Genomic DNA, 15698 nt, shown 5'->3' on the forward strand with positions numbered 1-15698 from the left:
CCGGGCTTCAGGAGACGCCGGAGCGGGCGGGCACGAGCCTGCCGATCCCCCAGGCGACCAGACCGGTGACGGCGCCGACGGCCGCCCCGGTGAGGAGGCTGCTCACCACCGCGAAGCCGCGGATGACGACCGCGTGCGCGAGGGGCGGCAGGTCGCCGAGGTTGCCGCCGAGCCTGGGGGGACCGCCCTCCCAGGCGGTGTTCCACAGCAGCTGGTGCCCCAGGGCGAGGAGGACGCCGTAGAGCAGGCCGACCGCCAACAGCGTCAGGAACGGGTTCGGCGCCCGGGCCAGGACGGCCACCGCCACCCACACGAGCGGGGGGACGAACACGAACAGGGCGTTGACGAGCGTTCCCTCCTGGATGACGCCGAGGTCGTGCAGGATCACGCGGGGCGCCGCGAGCAGGGCCAGCAGGGCGATGACGGTCCAGGGCAGGCCGAGGGCGGAGCGTTTCTGTGCGGTCATGCCCACGACCCTAGGGAGACCGCCGCGCCAGCACATCCGCGTTCGGTATCGACCGTGTACGCCCGTGGTCGTACCCGGGGCCGCGCCCCGTCGTTAACCGGTTGAGCCCGCCCCGCCGGGTGCGCACAATGGCCGGATGACGACGAGGAGGCGGGAACCCGTGCGAGACTTCGACGACCTGGTGGAGGAGGCCGTCCGGCGGCCGACCTCCGGGTGGGACTTCCGTTTCCTGGACGGGAGGGTGGTCGAGGACCCGCTGCCCTGGTCCTACGGGGAGCGCGCCGGGCGGCTCGTGCGTACCGTGCGGGCGCCCGTCCTGGACCTGGGCACCGGGGGCGGAGAGTTCCTCTCCTCACTGGCGCCGCTGCCGCCCGGCTCCCGGGCCACCGAGGGGTGGCCGCCGAACGTGCCCGTCGCGCGCCGCAGGCTCGCGGCCCTGGCGGTGGACGTGGTGGAGCCGGGGCCCGACGGGAGTCTGCCCCTGCCCTCCGGGGAGTTCGGCGCGGTGCTCGACCGCCACGAGGCCTACGACCCCGCCGAGGTCGCCCGGGTCCTGGCCCCCGGCGGGGTCTTCGTCACCCAGCAGGTCGGCGGAGACGACGGGTACGAACTCAGCGCCCTCCTGGAGGGGCCGCCCCCGGACCGGGACGCACGCTGGAACCTCGACGCGGCGGTCGCGGGCCTGGAGGGGGCGGGCCTGGCCGTCACCCGCGCCCGCCGGGCCCGGACCCTGCGCCGCTTCCACGACGTGGGCGCGCTCGTGTCCTACCTGCGCATGGTGCCGTGGCAGGTGCCGGGCTTCGACGCGCACACCCACCGCGGGCCGCTGCTGCGGCTGCACCGGGACATGGCGCGGGGGATCCCGCTCACGTGCACGGTGGACCGCTTCCTCGTCGAGGCGGCCCGGCGCTGACCGGCGCTCACTCGCCCAGCGTGATCGCCTCGGCCTCGGCCCGGGCGGACTCGGGGCCGTTGTCCACCCTGCGCAGCGCCCCGCGGCCCAGGAGCACGATCCCCGCGGCCAGCGCCACGGACACCGCCGCCGCGTACATCGGCGCGCCGGGGGACAGGGCCGCGGCGAGCGCGGAGGCGGCCGGGGGAGCGGCGGCGCCGCCGAGGAAGCGCACCGCCGAGTAGGACGAGGACGCCACCGAACGCGGCAGGTCGCTGGCCTCCATCACGCACTCGGTCAGCACCGTGTTGAGCACGCCCAGCAGCAGGCCGCCCAGCACGATGGCGGTGATCAGCCCCGCCGTGGACGAGATGAGCGCGCCCGCGGCGACCAGGTCCGCGGCCAGCAGGAGCAGGGTCGCCCACAGCACCCGCGTGCGCGGCCACCGGCGGGTGAGCACCGGAGCCACGAAGACCGAGGTCACGGCGACCGCCAGGCCCCAGCCGAAGAAGGTGAACCCCAGGCCCATCTCGTCCAGCCCCAGCGGGAAGGGCGTGTAGGCCAGCAGGGCGAAGAACCCGATGTTGTAGAACAGCGCGGCCAGGGCCAGCACCAGGATGCCCGGGACGCGCAGCGCCGCGAACGGGGCCGACAGCGGCACCGGCGCGGTCCGCTCCGCGGCGTCGCTCCTGAGCAGGACGGCGATCGCGACGAACCCGACCGCCATCAGCGCGGCGGTACCGAAGAAGGGGCCGCGCCAGCTGACGCTGCCGAGCAGTCCGCCCAGGAGCGGGCCCGCGGCGATGCCCAGGCCCAGCGCCGCCTCGTAGAGCACGATCGCGGAGGAGGCCCCGCCGCTGGCGGCGCCGACGATGGTGGCCAGGGCGGTGGAGATGAAGAACGCGTTGCCCAGTCCCCACCCGGCCCGGAAGCCGATGACGGACTCGACGCTGCCGCTGGCCCCGGCCGCGGCGGCGAAGACCACGATCAGCGCCAGGCCGACCAGCAGGGTGCGCTTGGCGCCCAGGCGGCTCGACACCCAGCTGGTGACGAGCATGGCCAGGCCGGTGACCAGCAGGTAGCTGGTGAACAGCAGCGAGGTCTGGGTCTGCGTGGCCTCCAGGCTGCGGGAGATCGCGGGCAGGATCGGGTCGACCAGGCCGATGCCCATGAAGGCGATCACGCAGGCGAACGCCACGGCCCACACGGCGCGCGGCTGCCGGAGGATGGAACCCTCCGGCGCGTGTCCCTGGTCCGCGCCTCCGGGCGGTGCTGTACGCGGGGTGTCGGTCTTCGCCACCATGTTCTCGCTGCTCCCTGTCGTCGCTGATGGTGGGGAGGACGGCGGCCGATCCGGTCGGGGCCCTCATTCACATAGGTAACCTATGTTAATCCCCGCGCATTCCCGACCGGCACGCGAGGGGCCCGAAGGAGGCGAGGCGTCGATCACCGAAACCGCGGGAGGGCACGTGGGCGGCGGGCGCGAGGGCGGTGCGAGCCGAGGGTGTGACCGGGCTCCGGGAACGGAACCGCCCGCTCAGGCCCCGCCGCGGCGCAGCCGCTCGTCCAGCAGCCGCACCGACTCCGACAGCAGCTCCCGCTCGCGCGCGGACAGGTCGGAGAACAGCGGCTCCAGCGCGTCGCCGATCCGTTGCCGCCAGTCCTCCAGCGCCGCCGCGCCCGCCAGGGTCAGCTCGTGCAGCTGGGCCCGCCGGTCGTCGGGGTCGGGACTGCGCGCCACGTACCCGGAGGAGAGCAGCGACTCCACGATCACCGTCATGGTCGGCTGCCTGACCCGGCAGTGCTCGGCCAGGACGCCCAGCCGCAGCGGCCCCTTCTCCTGGAGCACGCTCAGCGCGCGCCATGTCGCCGGGGACGTGCGCTCACCGGTCTCGTGCGCGGCGTAGCGCCCGATCCGCTGGCTGATGTTGAGGAGGCGGACCAGGAGGTGGGCGACATCGGGGCCCCGGCCGTCCCCGGCGTCCGCGTTTTCGGTGTGCTCGTCGTCGTGGTGCACGCCGCAAGGCTAGGGCATCTTCGGCCGGCGTGCTCCGCCGTGGGACGGGCGCTGTTCCCCGCGGCGCGGTACGCCGCGGGGAACAGCGGTCACGGGCGCCTGCGTGCCCGCGCCACGGAGCCGTGCGGGGGCGGCCTCACGGCCGCCGTGGTCGGCAGTCCCGGTCCCGGGGTCGGAGGCGACCAGGCCCTGTCCACACGCCCGGACGCGCCGCCCCCTTCCCGGAGCTCACAGACCGTGGCGGCCCTCGCCCGCGACCAGCTCGCCCACACGCGCCTCGGACTCGGCCGAGAAGGCGTCGCGGCGGGCGGCGACCGCCCGGCGGGTGTCCTCGTTGACCAGGTCGGCGTTGATCTGGGCCCCGGCGGCGGCGCCCGAGGCCGCCGACGCGCCGACCTGGGCGGTCAGGTCGGTGACGTTGCCCGCGGCCCACACCCCGGGCACCTCGGTGCGGCCGTTCTCGTCGGTGGGGACGTACTCGCCGACCCCCATCGGATGCTCCCGCGCCCGCAGGCCGAGCGTCTCCAGGAAGGAGGCGCGTGCCACCATCCGCGTTCCGACGGCCACCACCTCCCGGTCGACCACCGTGCCGTCCGCGAGCCGCAGCCCCGTGATCCGGCCGTCGGCGGTCTCCAGGGAGGCCACCGGACCCTCCACCACGCGGATGCCGCGGGCGGCCAGCTTCTCGGCGTCCTCCTCGCCCGGTGAGGGCGTGGTGTGGGTGAAGAGCGTGACGTCCTCGCTCCACTGGCGGAACAGCAGCGCCTGGTGCACCGCCATCGGACCGCTGGCCAGCACGCCGATGGCCCGGTCGCGCGCCTCCCAGCCGTGGCAGTACGGGCAGTGCACCACGCCCGCGCCCCACTGCTCCCGCACGCCCGCCACATCCGGTAGTTCGTCCACAAGCCCGGTGGTCACCAGGACCCGGCGCGCGTGTACGCCGCGGCCGTCGGCCAGTTCCACCCGGAACCCGCCGCCGTCGCGGGTCACAGCCGTGACCTCCCCTGTGTTCACGTGGCCGCCGTAGCCGCGCACCTCCGCCCGGCCCCGCTCCAGCAGTTCGGCCGGGGACATGCCCTCCCGGGCCAGCAGCCCGTGCACGCCCGACGCGGGCGCGTTGCGCGGGGCGCCCGAGTCGAGCACCGCCACCGAGCGCCGCGCCCGGGCCAGCATGAGGGCGCCGTTCAGTCCGGCGGCGCCACCGCCGACCACCACCGCGTCGTAGCCGTTCTCCAACTGATCGTTCACCGCGATCACCTCCATGCCCCCACCATGCGACCCCCTCGCCGGTTCGCGCAATCTTTGTTGCCGTTATGGCAAAATGGCGGCATGGAACACGACCTCGACCAGGCGCTCGACGCGGTCGGACCCCGGCTGCGCGCACTGCGCAAGCAGAAGGAGACCACGCTGACCGACCTGTCGGCGGCGACCGGCATCTCGGTGAGCACGCTGTCCCGGCTGGAGTCGGGTTCTCGCCGACCCACCCTCGAACTGCTGTTTCCGCTGGCCAGGGCGTACGGGGTCACCCTCGACGAACTCGTGGACGCGCCGCCCACCGGCGACCCGCGCATCCACCTGCGTCCGGTCAACCGCCACGGCATGACCATGCTGCCCCTGACCCGCCGCCCCGGCGGCATCCAGGCGTACAAGCTGGTGATCCCGGGCCGCGACCGGCCGAGCCGGCCCGACCCGCAGACCCACGAGGGCTACGAGTGGCTCTACGTCCTCAACGGTCGGCTGCGGGTCGTGCTGGGCGAGCACGACCTGGTGCTCGCCCCGGGGGAGGCGGCCGAGTTCGACACCCGCGTGCCGCACTGGTTCGGCTCCGCCGACACCGAGGCGGTCGAGTTCCTCAGCCTGTTCGGCAGACAGGGGGAGCGCGCGCACCTGCGCGCCCGCCCCAAGACGGAGAACGCGTCCGGCGACGCCGACGCGTGACCGGGAGGGCGCGCCGACCCGCGCCCACCAGGGGCGGTCCTGCTCCCAGAGGCGCGGTGGACCGCTGACAGCGCCCTCGGGGGCAGGGCCACCGCTGCGGAACTCCCGTGCGTCACATCGTCCACGCTTTCGGGCAGGGGGTCGGCGCTCGGGAGCCGGGGACCGCCTGTTCGGCGGTGGGGCGGTCGGAGGCGCACACGCTCCGGCACGCGGCGACGACCTCCTCCACGCCGATCTCGTCCAGTCCCGGGTCCAGTGCGGCGGCGTGCGGATCGCCCAGGCGACCCGCCCACAGGCACACGTGGACGTCCCGGTCCACCCGCGGGCCCCACAGCCGCGGGGAGACCGGCCCGAACAGGCGCACCGACGGCGTGCCGTAGGCCGTGGCCAGGTGACCGACCCCGGTGTCCCCGCACACCACCAGCCGAGCCTCGCCGACCAGCCGCGCCAGCAGGTCCAGGGAGGTGCGCCCGGCCAGCACCGCCCGACCGCCGAGCCCGGCGGCCTCGGCCACCCGCTCGGCCAGCGCGGTCTCGTTCGGCGAGCCGGTCACCAGCACCCGCAGCCCCGAGGCCGCCAGGGCCCCCGCCACGCGCGCGAAACGCTCCGGGGGCCAGCGCCGCGACCCGGAGGCGGCCCCCGGGTGGACGATCGCGGTGTCCCCCTCGACCACCGCGCCCCGCCCCCGCGACGGGTCCGGCCACCGCAGGTCGTCCGGGTCGGCCGCCACACCGTGCGCGAGCAGCAGGCGGCACCAGATCTCGGCGTCGTGGACCCCCTCGGGCCACTCCGGGCCCGGCCACTGCGGGGCGGACGGGTGGCCGTGCGTCCACAGCCGCTCCGGCGTCAGCGCCGCCAGGGCCGCGGTGCTCTGCGGCCCCCGGCCGTGCAGGTTGACCGCCAGGTCCGGAGAGCGCGTGTCGGGCGCGCGCAGCGGCTCGGTCGGCAGGACCTCCCAGTCCAGCCCGGCCAGCGCGACCAGGTGCCGGTACCAGGAGGGGCCCGCCAGGGTGCGCCGCCAGGACGGCAGCGCCCGCTCCAGCGCGCGCAGCGCGGGAACGGCCGTGGCGAAGTCGCCCAGCCCCAGCGCCCGCAGCGCCAGCAGGGTCGGCCGCCCTCCCGTGCCGGGGACCCGGCCCCCGTCCGGGCCCCCGTGGCCGGGGCCCGGGTTCTCTCCCACCGGTTCCACCGGATACCTCAGCGGTTGGGGTCGGCGGCGCTGACGTCGGCCAGCGCCGAGTCCTCGTCCACGGCCCGCGCCAGGTCGCCCATGGACACCACGCCCACGACGCGGTCGCCGTCCACGACGGGAAGGCGGCGCACCGCGCTGGTGCGCATGACGTGCACCGCGTCGGCGATCCCGCTCTGCGGCGGCACGGTGGCCACCTCCGAGCTGCACACGTCGCCGACGCTGTGCTCGCTCGGGTCGCCGCCCTCGGCCACGCAGCGCACCACGATGTCGCGGTCGGTCAGGATGCCCATGATCTGCCTGTCCCGGGTCACGACGACGTCGCCCACGTCGGCGTCGCGCATGATCTCCGCGGCCTCACGCAGGGACGTGTCCGGCGAGACCGTGCGGACCGGGCTGCTCATCACCTGGTCGATGGTTCGCACCACCATGGTCCTGCTCCTTTCGTGCCGGTCGTGCCTCTTCCGTTCTCACCGGTCCCATAGCCCGCAACCGTGGGGGCAAACATGACGGCTCCCCCGCCGCCGCGGGGCGGACCGCGGGTGCGCGGGCGGCGGGCACGGAGCGGTTTCCACGCGCGCGTCGGTGCTGGTGAGCGGGTTCCGGTTCGCCTGTGGCCGATGTTTAGGCGTCGCTGCTGCTGGTAGTCGAGTGGGTGCGCTCGGCGTCTGAGTCGCAGACCGGGCCTGAGGAGGGAGCGGTTACATGCGTGTCCTCGGTGTCAACGCCGTCTTCCACGACCCGGCGGCGGCGATCGTCGTCGACGGCCGTACGGTCGCGGCGGCGGAGGAGGAACGGTTCTCGCGGCGCAAGCACGGCAAGGCCGCGGTCCCCTTCTCCACGTGGGAGCTTCCGGAGCAGGCGATGCGCTGGTGCCTGGAGCGCGCGGGGCTGCGCCCCGACGACCTGGACGCGGTCACCTACTCCTACGACCCCGCGCTGGCCGACCCCGACGGGCCCGGACAGGACCGCGGCTGGGAACGCCTGCGCCTGTTCTACGTCGAGCGCGCGCCGCACTTCCTGGCCACCGCGCTGCCGGGCCTGGACCCGGCCAAGGTCACCTACGTCCCCCACCACGTCGCGCACGCGGCCTCCGCCGGACTCGCCGCCCCGCCCGAGTCCGGAGGCGGCGAGTGCGCGGTGTTCGTGGCCGACGGCCGCGGCGAGAGCACCTCGCACATGGCGGGCGTCTACACCGGCGGGAAGCTGGACGTGCTGGTCCGCCAGCCGCTGCCCGAGTCCCTGGGGCTGGTCTACGAGGAGCTGACCGAACACGTGGGCTTCCACCGCTCCAGCGACGAGTACAAGGTGATGGCCCTGGCCTCCTACGGCGAGCCCACCATGCTCGACGCGGTCCGCAAGTGCGTGCGCTACGAGGGCGACGGCCTGGTCCGCGCCTCGGGCCTGGACTGGAACTCCCTCACCGACCCGTGCGAGCCGGGGCAGGAGCCCTCCAAGGAGCACGCGAACCTGGCCGCCAGCGTGCAGGCCGCCATGGAGGAGACCCTCCTGGCCGTCGTCGGCTGGCTGCACGAGCGGACCGGCCGCCCGCACCTGACGATGGCGGGCGGGGTCGCGCTCAACTGCGTCGCCAACAGCCGCATCGTCCGAGAGGGGCCCTTCGCGAGCGTCTGGGTGCAGCCCGCCTCCGGAGACGCGGGCACCGCGCTCGGCGGCGCCCTGCACGCGGCCTCGCTCGTGGAGGACGTGGCGCCCATGCCCGGGGCCGCCCTGGGCCGCTCCTGGGACGAGGACGAGCTGCACGCGATCCTGCGCGAGGCCGACGTCGCCTTCGAGCGCCCCGACGACCTGGCCGACACCGTGGCCGAGGCCCTGGAGCGGGACGCGCTGGTGGCCTGGTTCCAGGGCGCCGCGGAGTACGGGCCCCGAGCGCTGGGACACCGGTCCCTGCTCGCCAACCCGTCCAACCCCGACAACCTCGAACGGCTCAACCGGGTCAAGGGGCGCGAGCAGTTCCGCCCCGTCGCGCCGATGGTGGCCGAGCACAGGGCGTCGGAGATCTTCTCGGGCGGGCCCCTGCCCAGCCCCTACATGCTCTTCGTCCACGAGGTGCACCCCGACTGGCGCGACCGCCTGCCCGCCGTGGTGCACGTGGACGGCACGGCCCGCGTCCAGACCGTGGCCGAGCGGGACGACCCGCTCACCGCGCGCCTGCTGGACCGCTTCGAACGGCGCAGCGGCCTGCCGGTCCTGGTCAACACCAGCCTCAACACCGCCGGGCGGCCCATGGTCGACTCCCCGCGCGACGCCCTGGAGTGCTTCGGGTCCGCGCCCGTGGACCTGCTGGCCATCGGCCCGTTCGTCGTGCGCCGCCGCGCGGGCGAGGGGGCGCACCGGTGAGCGCTCCCCGCTACTCCGTGGTCGTGCCCACCATGGGGCGCGACACCCTGCCCCGCGTTCTGGAACCGCTTCTGGACGCACCGCCGCGGGAGGCGCCCGAGGAGGTCGTCGTCGTGGACGACCGGCCGCCGGACGACACCGAGCCGCTGCCCGGGACCGACCACGCCCGGGTGCGCGTCCTGCGCACCGGGGGAGGCGGCCCCGCAGCCGCCCGCCAGGCCGGGTGGCACGCCTGCGCCACCGAGTGGATCGCCTTCCTGGACGACGACGTGGCCCCGCCCGCGGACTGGCCGCGGCGCCTTCGCGCCGACCTGGCCGACCTGCCCGCCGAGGTGGGCGCCAGCCAGGGCCGCATCACCGTGCCCCGCCCGCGCGGGCACCGGCCCACGGACGCCGAACGGGCCACCCTGGCCCTGGAGGGCGCACGCTGGATCACCGCCGACATGGCCTACCGCAGGAGCGCCCTGGAGGCGGTCGGCGGCTTCGACGCCCGCTTCCCGCGCGCCTACCGCGAGGACACCGACCTGGCCCTGCGGGTCGTGGGCGCCGGGTTCGTCCTCGTGCCCGGCGAACGCGAGTGCGTGCACCCGCTGCGCAGCGGCGGGCGCTGGGCGAGCCTGGCCGCCCAGCGCGGCAACGCCGACAACGCGCTGATGGACCGCCTGCACGGGCGCGGCTGGCGCAACCGGGTCGGGGAGGGCCCCGGCGGGCTGCGCGGGCACGTCCTCACCACGGCCGCCCTGCTGGGCGCCGCTGGGGCGGCCCTGACCGGGCGCCGCGCCGCGGCCGCCGCGTGCGCCGCGCTGTGGACCGCGCGCACCGCCGCGTTCGCCCGGCGCCGGATCCGAGGCGGACCCGCCACCCGCGACGAGGTCACCGACATGCTGGTGACCAGCGCGCTCATCCCGCCCCTGGCCTGCTGGCAGCGGCTGCGCGGCGAGATCCGCCACGCCGGGGCGCGGCCCGCCCCGGGGGTGGCGGCCGTGCTGTTCGACAGGGACGGCACCCTGGTCGAGGACGTCCCCTACAACGGCGACCCCGACAAGGTGCGCCCCACGCCCTCGGCCGAACGGGCGCTCGCCCTGGCCCGCGGCGCCGGACTCGCCGTCGGGGTGGTCAGCAACCAGTCGGGCATCGCCCGCGGACTGATCACCCGCGACCAGGTGGACGCGGTCAACCGACGCGTGGAGGAACTGCTGGGCCCCTTCGACGTGTGGCGCGTGTGCCCGCACGGCGAGGAGGACGGCTGCGGATGCCGCAAGCCCGCGCCCGGCATGGTCCGCTCCGCCGCGGCCGAACTGGGCCTGCCGCCCTCCCGCTGCGCACTGGTCGGCGACATCGGCGCCGACGTGGACGCCGCGCGGGCCGCGGGCGCGCGCGGGGTGCTCGTGCCCACCGCCGCCACCCTGGACGCCGAGTGCCGTTCCGCGCCCGAGACCGCGCCCGACCTGGAGGCCGCCGTCCTGCGCCTGCTCGGAAGGGACGCTTCGTGAGCGGGGGAACCGTGATCGTGGCGCGCCTGGACAGCATGGGGGACGTCCTGCTGTCCGGACCGGCCGTGCGCGCCGTCGCCCACGGAGCCGACCGGGTCGTCTACCTCGCCGGACCCCGTGGCGCGGAGACCGCCGCGACGCTGCCGGGTGTGGACGGCGTCCTGACCTGGTGCGCGCCCTGGATCGCCGCCGACCCGCCGCCGGTGGACGCCGCCGACGTCACCCGCCTCGTGGAACGCCTGTCCGGCCTCGGCGCGGACGCCGCCGTGATCCTGACCTCCTTCCACCAGTCGCCGCTGCCGCTGGCCCTGCTCCTGCGCATGGCCGGGGTGCCCCGCGTCTCGGCCGTCAGCGAGGACTACCCGGGCAGCCTGCTCGACGTGCGCCACCACGTGGCCCACGCGATCCCCGAGGCCGAGCGGATGCTGTCCCTGGCACGCGCGGCCGGGTACCCGCCGCCCCCCGGCGACGACGGACGCCTGGCCGTGCGCCGCCCGCTGCCCGACACCCGGGAGCTGACCGGGCCCGACGGGTACGCGGTGGTCCACGTCGGCGCGGACGCCCCCTCCCGGGAGCTGCCGCCCGCCCTGGCCGCCAAGACCGTCGCCGCGCTGGCCGAACGCGGCCACCGGGTCCTGGTCACCGGCACCGCCGGGGAGGCCGAGATGGCCCGCGAGGTCGCCGCGCACGGCGCGGCGGACCTGGCCGGGCGCACCACCGTCACCGAACTGGCCGACGTGCTCGACCGCGCCGCCGTCCTGGTCTCGGGCAACACCGGCCCCGCCCACCTGGCCGCCGCCGTCGGCACACCCGTGGTCTCGCTCTTCTCCCCGGTCGTGCCCGCCTCCGCGTGGGCGCCCCACGGCACCGCGGTCCGCGTCCTGGGTGACCAGCTCGCGCCCTGCGCCGACACCCGGGCCCGGGTCTGCCCCGTACCCGGCCATCCCTGCCTGAACTCCGTCTCCTCCGACGACGTCCTGACCGCCGTCGACGAACTCCTGGGGGCACGATGACCATCCACCACCCGACGCCCACGATCCCGGCGCACGCACCCCGGGGCATGGCGCAGGGCCGGGCCCGGACGCCCGCGCGCGTGCTGCGGATCCTGCTCTGGCACGTCCACGGCTCGTGGACGACCGCGTTCGTCCACGGCGGGCACACCTGCCTGCTGCCGGTGACCCCGGACCGGGGGCCCGACGGGCGGGGCCGCGCCCGCACCTGGGACTGGCCCGCCAACGCCGAGGAGCTGCCCCTTGGGGCGGTGCGCGACAGCGAACCCGACCTGGTGGTCCTCCAGCGACCGCACGAGATCGCCCTGGCCGAGGAGCTCCTGGGCCGCGTGCCGGGCCGGGACGTGCCCGCCGTCTACGTCGAGCACAACACCCCGCGCCGGGACGTGCCGGTCACCCGGCACCCCGTCGCCGACCGCGACGACATCCCCGTCGTCCACGTCACCCACTTCAACGACCTGTTCTGGGACTGCGGGCGCGCGCCCACCCGCGTGGTCGAACACGGCGTGCCCGACCCCGGGTACCGCTACACCGGCGAGGTCCTCCGCACGGGCGTGGTGCTCAACGAGCCCCTGCGCCGCTGGCGCTTCACCGGCACCGACCTGCTGCCCGCGCTCGCCGGGAGCGTGCCCCTGGACCTGTTCGGCATGGGCGTGGCCGGGATCTCCGAGCACCTCGGGCTGGCGCCCTCGCGGCTGCGCGCCCACGAGGACCTGCCCCAGGACGCCATGCACGACGAACTGGCCCGCCGCCGCGCCTACGCCCACCCGCTGCGGTGGACCTCGCTCGGCCTGTCCCTCATCGAGGCGATGATGCTGGGCCTGCCCGTGGCCGCCCTGGGCACGACCGAGGCCTACGAGGCCGTACCGCCCGAGGCGGGCACCGTCTCGACCGACCCCCGAGTACTCGCGGAGGCGCTGCGCGCGTTCCATGAGGATCGCGACCTCGCCCTTCGCACCGGCAAGGCCGCCCGTGCGGCGGCACTGCGCCGCTACGGGCTCACCAGGTTCCTCGACGACTGGGACCGGGTGCTACAGGAGGTGACGTCATGAGGATCGCCATGGTCTCCGAACACGCCAGCCCGCTGGCGGCGATCACCGGAGAGGACGCGGGCGGCCAGAACGTCCACGTGGCCGAGCTGGCCGCGGCGCTCGCCGCGCGCGGACACGAGGTCGTGGTCCACACGCGCCGCACCGACGCCGAGCGGCCCGACAGCGTCTCCCTGGGCCCGGGCGTGCGCGTGGAGCACGTGCGCGCCGGACCGGCGGCCCCGATCAGCAAGGACGAGCTGCCCCAGTACATGCCCGAGTTCGCGCAGCGGCTGCGGGCGGCCTGGCGCGTCCAACGGCCCGACGTCGTCCACGCCCACTTCTGGATGAGCGGTTTCGCCTCCCTGCGGGCGGCCGGCGCCCTGGGCCTGCCCGTGTTGCAGACCTTCCACGCCCTGGGCACCGTCAAGCGCCGCCACCAGGGCACGGACGACACCAGCCCCGCCGAGCGCGTCCCGACCGAACGCGCCGTGGCCGGTCAGTGCGACATGGTCGTGGCCACCTCCACCGAGGAGCGGCGCGAACTCGCCGAGTGGGGGATCCCGCCCGCGCGCGTGGCCGTGGTGCCCTGCGGCGTGGACACCTCGCGCTTCACCGCCGAGGGTCCCGCCGCCGAGCGCGGCGACCGCCCGCGCCTGCTCAGCCTGGGCCGCCTGGTCAGGCGCAAGGGCGTGGACACGGTGATCCGCGCGCTGGCCGAGGTGCCCGAGGCCGAACTGGTCATCGCCGGAGGAACCGCCCGCGAACGCCTGTGGACCCAGCCCGAGGCGGTACGGCTGCGCATGGCCGCCGAGCGCGCGGGCGTGGACGACAGGGTCCGCTTCCTGGGCTGCGTGGACCGCGCTGAGGTCCCCGCCCTGCTCAGGTCGGCCGACGTGGCCGTCAACGTGCCCTGGTACGAGCCGTTCGGGATCTCCACCGTCGAGGCGATGGCCTGCGGTGTCCCCGTGGTCGCCTCCCGCGTGGGCGGCCACGTCGACACCGTCGTGCACGGGGAGACCGGGCTCCTCGTCCCGGCCAGGTCGCCCGAGCGGCTGGGCCGCGCCGTGCGCTGGCTGCTCTCGGACGAGGCGACCAGGATCTCCTTCGCCGACGCCGCGGCCGAGCGGGCGCGCGACCACTACTCGTGGGCGGAGGTGGCCCGGCGCACCGAGGAGTGCTACCTGCACGTGACCACGACCGCGACCGGTGCGGCCGTCCCCGCGCCCCGCGCGGGGCTCAGCACGCCGGTCGCCACCACCACCGGGGGAGGCGAGGAGTGATGCACACCCACCTGAGACAGCTCAGCTCCGCGCTGGACGGCACGGACGCGGCCCTGGTCGAGGAGTGGGGACGCCGCGCCGCGCGCGCCCTGAGCGGGGGGCAGCGCCTGTTCGCCTGCGGCAACGGCGGCAGCGCGGCCGAGGCCCAGCACCTGACGGCCGAACTGACCGGACGCTTCGAGGACGAGCGCGAGCCCCTGTCGGCCATCGCGCTGCACGCGGAGACCTCCAGCGTCACCGCCATCGCCAACGACTACGGCTACCACCAGGTCTACGCGCGCCAGCTGCGCGCCCACGCCCGCCCGGGCGACCTGCTGGTGTGCCTGTCCACCAGCGGCAACAGCGAGAACGTCGTCGCCGCGGCCAAGGCCGCGCGGGAACTCGGCGTCACCTGCTGGTCCCTGACGGGCCCCGGACCCAGCGCCCTGGAGTCGCTCAGCGAGGAGACGGTCTCCGTCCCCGCGCCCAGCACCTCCACCGTGCAGGAGGTCCACCTGGCACTGGTCCACGTGTTCTGCGCCGCGGTGGACGCCGAGGTCGCCGCCCGCGCGCACGGGGTCTTCGTCCCCGAGGGGAGGGCGGCCACATGAGTGGGGGAACCGTGGTGGTGGTCGGCGACGCCCTGCTCGACGTGGACCTGCGCGGCGTGTCCCGGCGCGACTGCCCCGACGTGCCCGCGCCCGTGCTGGAGGAGCCCGAGCCCTGGTACCGGCCCGGAGGCGCGGCCCTGGCCGCCCGCCGCGCCCGGCAGGACGGCCGCGACGTGGTCCTGGTGACCGCCGTGGGCCGCGACGCGGCCGCCGACGAACTGGCCGCGCTCGTGGGGGAGGGCGTGCGGCTGGTGGGGCTGCCCCTGATGGAGCACACGCCCACCAAGACCCGGGTCCAGGCCAACGGCCGCACCGTGGCCCGTCTGGACCAGGGGTGCGAGGGCGTGGAACTCGACGCCCGCGCCGAGGACGTCGCCGAGGCCCTGGCCGGGGCGGCGGCCGTGCTCGTGGCCGACTACGGGCACGGGCTCACCCGCCAGCGCGCCGTACGCCGGGCCCTGGCGGCCTGCGCGCGGCGCGGCGTCCCGCTCGTGTGGGACCCGCACCCGCGCGGCGCCGACCCCGTGCCCGGAACCCGCCTGGCCACGCCCAACGCCGCCGAGGCCGGGGTCGCCGGGGGGACCGGCGAGCGGGCCCTGCGCCGGGCCGGTGAGCTGGCCGGGGCGTGGGACGTGCACTCGGTGGCCGTCACCCTCGGCGCGCGCGGCGCCGCCTGGTCGGACGCCGGGGGCGGGTGCGCCCTCCTGCCGGGCACACCCGTCGACGCGCCGACCGACACCTGCGGCGCCGGGGACGCCTTCGCCGCCGCCTGCGCCACGGCGCTCGCCGACGGCGACGACGTACGCGACGCCGTCCGACGCGGGGTCGCCTCCGCCTCGGCCTTCGTCGCCGGGGGCGGGGCCTCGGCCTACGCCGCCCCGAGCACCGCCGCCGGGCGGGCGCGCGCCGCCGCGGTGCCCGGCCCCCGCGCGGGCGAGGGCGGCCGGGCGGAGAGGGTCGTGGCGACCGGCGGCTGCTTCGACGTCCTGCACGCGGGCCACGTCGACCTGCTGCGCCGCGCCCGCGCCCTGGGCGACCGCCTCGTGGTCCTGCTCAACAGCGACGCCTCCGTGCGCGCGCTCAAGGGCAGCGGCCGTCCGGTGGTCGCCGAACAGGACCGCGCCCGCGTGCTGGGCGCGCTCGACTGCGTGGACGAGGTGGTCGTCTTCGACGAGGACACGCCCGTGCGCGCCCTGGAGGAGCTGCGGCCCGACGTGTGGGTCAAGGGCGGCGACTACGAGGTGGAGGACCTGCCCGAGACGCCCGTCGTGCGGAGGGCCGGGGGGGGAGGTGGTCACCGTGCCCCTCGTGCCCGGCCACTCCACGACCGGGCTGTTCACCCGCATCCGCGGCCGGGGCCGCGACGGGGTACCCGCCCGCTGAGGGCCCCGGGACCGGACGCCCCGGCCCCGGAGCCCGGGAAGTCGGAAA

The 15698-nt window shown here is 76.1% G+C and carries 14 protein-coding genes and 1 pseudogene; 9 read left to right on the forward strand and 6 right to left on the reverse strand.

From position 1 onward, the window contains the following. Window positions 1-7 precede the first annotated feature (7 nt). The gene (locus NDAS_RS07755) at window positions 8-466 is read right to left on the reverse strand and encodes a hypothetical protein (protein WP_013152597.1); all 459 of its coding nucleotides are present in this window, start codon (window positions 464-466) and stop codon (window positions 8-10) included. Window positions 467-626: 160 nt separating this feature from the next. Between NDAS_RS07755 and NDAS_RS07760 the strand changes: the two genes are divergently transcribed. After that, the gene (locus tag NDAS_RS07760; protein ID WP_013152598.1) at window positions 627-1379 is read left to right on the forward strand and encodes a class I SAM-dependent methyltransferase; all 753 of its coding nucleotides are present in this window, start codon (window positions 627-629) and stop codon (window positions 1377-1379) included. A 7-nt stretch (window positions 1380-1386) separates the two neighbouring features. Here NDAS_RS07760 and NDAS_RS07765 read toward each other — a convergent pair whose 3' ends face one another. The 3 genes from NDAS_RS07765 to NDAS_RS07775 form a co-directional block, all read right to left on the reverse strand. Next, window positions 1387-2661: an MFS transporter gene (locus tag NDAS_RS07765; protein WP_013152599.1), complete on the reverse strand. Its 1275-nt coding sequence runs from the start codon at window positions 2659-2661 to the stop codon at window positions 1387-1389. Window positions 2662-2895: 234 nt separating this feature from the next. Continuing rightward, on the reverse strand, window positions 2896-3375 hold the full coding sequence (locus NDAS_RS07770; RefSeq protein ID WP_013152600.1) for a MarR family winged helix-turn-helix transcriptional regulator: 480 nt from the start codon (window positions 3373-3375) through the stop codon (window positions 2896-2898). Window positions 3376-3603: 228 nt separating this feature from the next. Next, window positions 3604-4638, reverse strand: coding sequence for an NAD(P)/FAD-dependent oxidoreductase (locus NDAS_RS07775; protein WP_041552553.1), 1035 nt, complete (start codon window positions 4636-4638; stop codon window positions 3604-3606). Between the two features lie 66 nt (window positions 4639-4704). Between NDAS_RS07775 and NDAS_RS07780 the strand changes: the two genes are divergently transcribed. After that, complete coding sequence (locus NDAS_RS07780) at window positions 4705-5313, forward strand: helix-turn-helix domain-containing protein (protein ID WP_013152602.1); 609 nt, start codon at window positions 4705-4707, stop codon at window positions 5311-5313. 112 nt (window positions 5314-5425) lie between these two features. Here the strand turns inward: NDAS_RS07780 and NDAS_RS07785 are convergent, their stop codons facing one another. Continuing rightward, a complete protein-coding gene (locus NDAS_RS07785; protein ID WP_013152603.1) occupies window positions 5426-6502 on the reverse strand; it encodes a glycosyltransferase family 9 protein in 1077 nt (358 codons plus the stop codon). Between the two features lie 8 nt (window positions 6503-6510). Further along, on the reverse strand, window positions 6511-6933 hold the full coding sequence (locus NDAS_RS07790; RefSeq protein ID WP_013152604.1) for a CBS domain-containing protein: 423 nt from the start codon (window positions 6931-6933) through the stop codon (window positions 6511-6513). 274 nt (window positions 6934-7207) lie between these two features. On the opposite strand from NDAS_RS07790, the gene NDAS_RS07795 reads away from it, so the two are divergent. The 7 genes and pseudogenes from NDAS_RS07795 (at window position 7208) to rfaE2 (ending at window position 15650) form a co-directional block, all read left to right on the forward strand. Then, window positions 7208-8863, forward strand: a complete 1656-nt coding sequence (locus NDAS_RS07795) for a carbamoyltransferase family protein (protein WP_013152605.1) — start codon at window positions 7208-7210, stop codon at window positions 8861-8863. Next, on the forward strand, window positions 8860-10356 hold the full coding sequence (locus tag NDAS_RS07800) for an HAD-IIIA family hydrolase (protein WP_013152606.1): 1497 nt from the start codon (window positions 8860-8862) through the stop codon (window positions 10354-10356). The genes NDAS_RS07795 and NDAS_RS07800 overlap by 4 nt, the downstream gene beginning before the upstream one ends. Continuing rightward, on the forward strand, window positions 10353-11369 hold the full coding sequence (locus NDAS_RS07805) for a glycosyltransferase family 9 protein (protein ID WP_013152607.1): 1017 nt from the start codon (window positions 10353-10355) through the stop codon (window positions 11367-11369). Before NDAS_RS07800 ends, NDAS_RS07805 begins: the two co-directional genes overlap by 4 nt. After that, a complete protein-coding gene (locus NDAS_RS07810; RefSeq protein ID WP_013152608.1) occupies window positions 11366-12418 on the forward strand; it encodes a glycosyltransferase in 1053 nt (350 codons plus the stop codon). The genes NDAS_RS07805 and NDAS_RS07810 overlap by 4 nt, the downstream gene beginning before the upstream one ends. Next, window positions 12415-13677, forward strand: coding sequence for a glycosyltransferase (locus tag NDAS_RS07815; protein WP_013152609.1), 1263 nt, complete (start codon window positions 12415-12417; stop codon window positions 13675-13677). Before NDAS_RS07810 ends, NDAS_RS07815 begins: the two co-directional genes overlap by 4 nt. Continuing rightward, a complete protein-coding gene (locus tag NDAS_RS07820) occupies window positions 13677-14267 on the forward strand; it encodes a D-sedoheptulose-7-phosphate isomerase (protein ID WP_013152610.1) in 591 nt (196 codons plus the stop codon). Before NDAS_RS07815 ends, NDAS_RS07820 begins: the two co-directional genes overlap by 1 nt. Beyond that, window positions 14264-15650: pseudogene (gene rfaE2, locus NDAS_RS07825) on the forward strand (D-glycero-beta-D-manno-heptose 1-phosphate adenylyltransferase). The gene NDAS_RS07820 and the pseudogene rfaE2 overlap by 4 nt, the downstream one beginning before the upstream one ends. Window positions 15651-15698 lie beyond the last annotated feature (48 nt).

Origin of the sequence: Nocardiopsis dassonvillei subsp. dassonvillei DSM 43111, assembly GCF_000092985.1 — a bacterium.
Taxonomy (GTDB): Bacteria; Actinomycetota; Actinomycetes; order Streptosporangiales; family Streptosporangiaceae; genus Nocardiopsis; species Nocardiopsis dassonvillei.